Annotated in this window: 4 protein-coding genes; all 4 read right to left on the bottom strand. The window is 62.9% G+C overall.

What is annotated here, in order from left to right:
- Positions 1–221: 221 nt before the first annotated feature.
- The 4 genes from CSC78_RS18625 to CSC78_RS19310 all read right to left on the bottom strand — a co-directional run bounded on the left by CSC78_RS18625 (position 222) and on the right by CSC78_RS19310 (position 3711).
- Entirely contained in the window at positions 222–1157 is a 936-nt protein-coding gene (locus CSC78_RS18625) for a diacylglycerol kinase catalytic domain-containing protein (protein ID WP_162339365.1), read from the bottom strand.
- A gap of 3 nt (positions 1158–1160) precedes the next feature.
- Complete coding sequence (locus tag CSC78_RS18620; protein ID WP_162339364.1) at positions 1161–2192, bottom strand: SPFH domain-containing protein; 1032 nt, start codon at positions 2190–2192, stop codon at positions 1161–1163.
- Positions 2193–2281: 89 nt separating this feature from the next.
- Positions 2282–3313 (bottom strand): bifunctional nicotinamide-nucleotide adenylyltransferase/Nudix hydroxylase, encoded by a 1032-nt coding sequence (locus tag CSC78_RS18615; protein ID WP_162339363.1) that lies wholly within the window; start codon positions 3311–3313, stop codon positions 2282–2284.
- A 119-nt stretch (positions 3314–3432) separates the two neighbouring features.
- Entirely contained in the window at positions 3433–3711 is a 279-nt protein-coding gene (locus tag CSC78_RS19310) for a BPSL0761 family protein (RefSeq protein WP_379609323.1), read from the bottom strand.
- Between the last annotated feature and the right edge of the window lie 435 nt (positions 3712–4146).

Genomic DNA, 4146 nt, shown 5'->3' with positions numbered 1-4146 from the left:
TAGACGAGATGTCGACCTTGCCTCGGCGAAGGACAGCATCGTGGGCATTGAGTCGCCGAAGAAATGGGGATTCAGAGACTTGGAGCAAGTCTGGATGGCTTAGCTTGCGCGCGTCCGCTTGTGGCCGGAAGCGGACATCTGAGTGCGAAAGATGTACGTATTAGCCGATTGGTTGTTCCATACCGGAGATTGGGCATCCATCCCTCAGTTTCTTGGGAACTTCATTGAACTAGAGTCCCGCTCTTCTGGCTAATTCCTACATCAGCCCGAATGCCAGAGTTGAACTCAAGGAAATCGCTCTCGACGCCATCGCTGAAGATCACGCCGTAATCTGGCATTGATGATGTCAATTGCAGTGAAGTTCCTCTTTCGATTCGCCCGAACACGAGTTCTGCCTGCGAGCTGCGACTGGGAAATGGCTCTCGGACGGTGAAGTAAAGGTGGTTCGATTCCCAAGGAAATCCCGCGTGCTGAAGGAGCTTGAGCTCTTCCGAACTGGCAGGCCCGGCCATCGCCAATGCGCCGGTCAGCAGGCTTCGAAACCACCCGGTCGAACCCATTCCGGTCGAGACGATGATGCCGCTGGATGAGTGGGCTTCCCGTCGGCCGTCCATCTCGATCGTGTAACGCGCTGACACGTGCGAGCGCGGTCCGATGAAGAGGTCGTTGACCGCGTGCAACTCCTGGCCATCACTGAGTCTGACGCGTGCCATCGTGACGGACCGCGTTGGACGCTTGCCGGACTGTGCCTCGGGGATCAGCGCCTTCAAGTCCTGCATCTTGAAGGGCAGAAGTACGCCGTCCCAGCGCTGGGGTTCGGGATTCACCCCGATGACAGGCTGACCGTTGAGGTACTTCAGGGTATTGGCCACCAGGCCGTCCTGTCCGATCACCACGACGAGGCAGTCAGGCGGGAACAGGAAGTTCGGTACCAGCCCACGCTCCAAGCGCTGGACGCGGCCATACAGGCGGAGCGTGGACTCTGCCGACGCCACCGCGCGGTGGTAGACGGCATGCTCGGTTTCGTAGTCGGAAAAGTCGGCGCCCAGATGCTCGACATAGAACCTGGCCTGCTCGACGGTGTTCAGTCGAGCAACCAGATCCTCAAGCCGTGTGCGCCGCGTCACCAGGATGATCCGGTGCTGCAGGGCGTCCATGGCTTACTTCCTCGCGGTGTGGGCTGCCGGGTGGGTGAGCTGCTGCAACAGGTCCGGCGAGATGTTTAGCTCGCCAATCTTGCCGGCGTTCTGGGCCAGTTCCTGGAAGGCCGCGGCGATGATCGTGCCGGGTTCGGCGCTTCCCAGCGCCAAGGCCTGCAATACCTTCGGATCGACAGCGCTGACCGTCTTGACCAGGGCGCCCATGGCATAGGCTTTGGCATCGGCCTCACGACGCGCATTGGCGGCGCGCAGCTCGGTAAGGGTCTCGTTTTCTTTCTCGTGCGAGATGTGGCCCTGCATCTCCTGCGCCTGGATCTGCTGGCGCTTGTCCAGCAGGGCGCGTTCGGCTTCCATCTGTGTTTCCCGGATCTGCCGCTTCTTGGCTTCCACGGCGATCTCGGTGTTGAGCTCGTTCTCCTTGACCGCACGCTCCTGCTCGATCGCAGCGTTGCGGCGGACGTATAGAGCGTCGTCAGCGTCCTTGAGGATCTGCTCACGGACAGTGGCTTCCAGCGCTCGCGCCGTGTCCGGTGTCGGCTTGATGGCCAGCACGGCCAGGCTGACCAGTTCCAGGCCCAGGCTCGGCAGGCCATCCGGTTGGCGCAGGCCGTCGCGCACTGCCTGCACCAGCCCCTCGGACTCGCGCAGCAGTGCCTGCAGGTGCTGGCCCTGCAGGGCGGCTCGCAGCTGCACCTGGACGGCATTGACCACGCGCTGCGGCAGCTTGCCCGGATCCTCGGACACGTAATCGCTGCCGTTGGCCTTGAGCGTGAAGTTCATCAGGGACGCCAGCAGCTTCGGATCGGCCACGCGGTAGGTGACCTGGCCCTGGACCGTGACTTCCTGGAAGTCCGCACTGACCTCGCGGAACATGAAGGGCACGTCCACGCTCTCCATGGGAATGGAGACCAGCGAGGCGCTGGGCGCGAAATAGAAGAAGGCGAGGCCCGTGCCCTCGCGGACCGGCTGACCATTGCGGTACTGGATCAGGTAGGTGGTGGGGCTGACCTTGGCGTAGCGGATACCAAACATGATGTTCTCCTCGGAAGTTCCTTCCAGGGGTGACGGATCCGGTCTTTCCGGCTCCGGCGCGGAGGGTCGCGTCCGCGCAACGCGTCTTGCTAAAGCGTGCCGATGAAGCGTTCGATGATGTAGAAGTGGTCTTCGTAGATCTGCGATTCCATGCCGCGCAGCTCCGCTAGCGGGAACCAGCGCGCCTTGGCGGCATCATCGCCGCCCTTCACAGGCGGGAGATCACCGGCGGGGAACTCGAAGTGGAATGCGTGGGTGATCGTGCGGCCGCGCAACGATCGCTCGGGATGGTCGAAGGCTTCCTGGGCACGCAGCGATCCCCGCAGGACCGGTGCCGGCAGCTTCAGCCGCGTCTCCTCACGGAGCTCGCGCACGACAGCATCGAGCAGGCGCTCGTCGCCTCGTACGAATCCCCCGGGAAGTGCCCACTGCCCCTTGCCCGGTTGGGCTCCGCGCTCGACCAGCAGCACGTGACCAGAATGAATGACGACGCCGTCGACCGTCACGAAGGTGGGGGGGTAGGGAGAAGATTCCCAGCCTTGGCGATACCGCTCTACGAAGCGCCGCTCCTCTACCCGGCCGCGATAAGCCGGTGTGTCACGGAAGCTGGTCAGTAGATCGGCTACGGCCGGAGGGACGTGGGCGTGGACTATGGCCATGCCTTCAGCCGAGTCTTCCAGGAAGCTGTCGCGTAGTTCACCGGCCCGTGGGCCGTCGACCAGCGGGACTTCCTCCCGCGACCATTGTGGGAAGGCGCGTAGGTAGTCCACGCCGGCGCTCTCCGGGCCGCCGATCAGGCCGATACGCTGGGATGGCGAACCGTCGGCACCCAAGGCATCCCGGACGGCCGATTGGACGGCGGCGATCCAGGCGTTCTCATTGTAGAGGTGATCACGCAGCGGACGAATCAGGATCCGGGCGGACTCGGCCGGCAGCGCTGCGCGGATCATCTGCTCGCGCTCGGCGGCGGTCCATGGGTGACGGCTATTACGGGCGCGCCCGGCGGACCCTATCAGGACGATGACGCGATCAGCGCGCTCAAGCGCGCGGTGCAGCAAGGCGATGTGGCCGTTGTGTAACGGCGCAAACTGTCCTATCAGGACTAGGCAATCAAGACGCATGAGGCTCCCTCATGGCAGTGGCTGTGGCGGTCTTTCCGGCACAAGTAAAGCCTACGCCTACCAATCGAGGTCTTCAAGGGGAGAGTCAGAACGCTTCTGGCCCGAGAGAAGTGGCGGGCTCAATCGTCCCCGGGCCATCTGAGCCTTGTGGAGTGCCGTAAGGGAGTGAAGTCCCGATCGGCCTCTTCAGGCAGGGCGTTCTCCGGTGACGCCATCCCAATGCTAAGAACCGAATCGCGCAGGGATCCAACTATCCAAGCGACGTCCTCGATCGTTGGGAAATGCCGCGCAATGGTCACGGCTCTTCGCCGAAGAGACAGCGGAAGGGACTGGTCTTGGGCGATGTCGATAAGCAAGCTTCCCGCCCAAAGCAAGGCTCTGGTTCTCTCGTCCGGCATGGTCATGACTGATCCCCGTTATCGATGTCTCGGAGATTGTTTCCCGCGGTGGTCGCGTCAACTGCGACAGCGTAGTAGTCGTTAAGCGGCCGTGTCAGCCGGCGTCGTACAAGCCGCGGCAGCAGCGCGCAAGGTATTCCCTCAGCGGTGGGCCGATGAACCCGCCTACGGTGGCCAAACTTGCCCGGACTACACCGGCCAAACTATCTTGGATCGCGCAGATTCGTCCCGTAGCCGCTGGACATCGGGAGTTCGCCAGAGAACTCACGCCTCGCGTTCTTCCTGCTGAAGCCGCTTGAACCCCATGTGCCGGGCGATGAAATCGTCCCCTCTCGTCCATTCGTGGAACATCGCCGCGAGCAGGTGGAGGCACACCAGTCCCAGCAGGATCCACGCACCGTACACATGCACGTACCAGGCGACGGCGCGTCCGGT

The organism is Pseudoxanthomonas japonensis (assembly GCF_010093445.1).
Taxonomy (GTDB): Bacteria; Pseudomonadota; Gammaproteobacteria; order Xanthomonadales; family Xanthomonadaceae; genus Pseudoxanthomonas_A; species Pseudoxanthomonas_A japonensis.
This window is presented reverse-complemented; position numbering and strand designations above follow the sequence as displayed.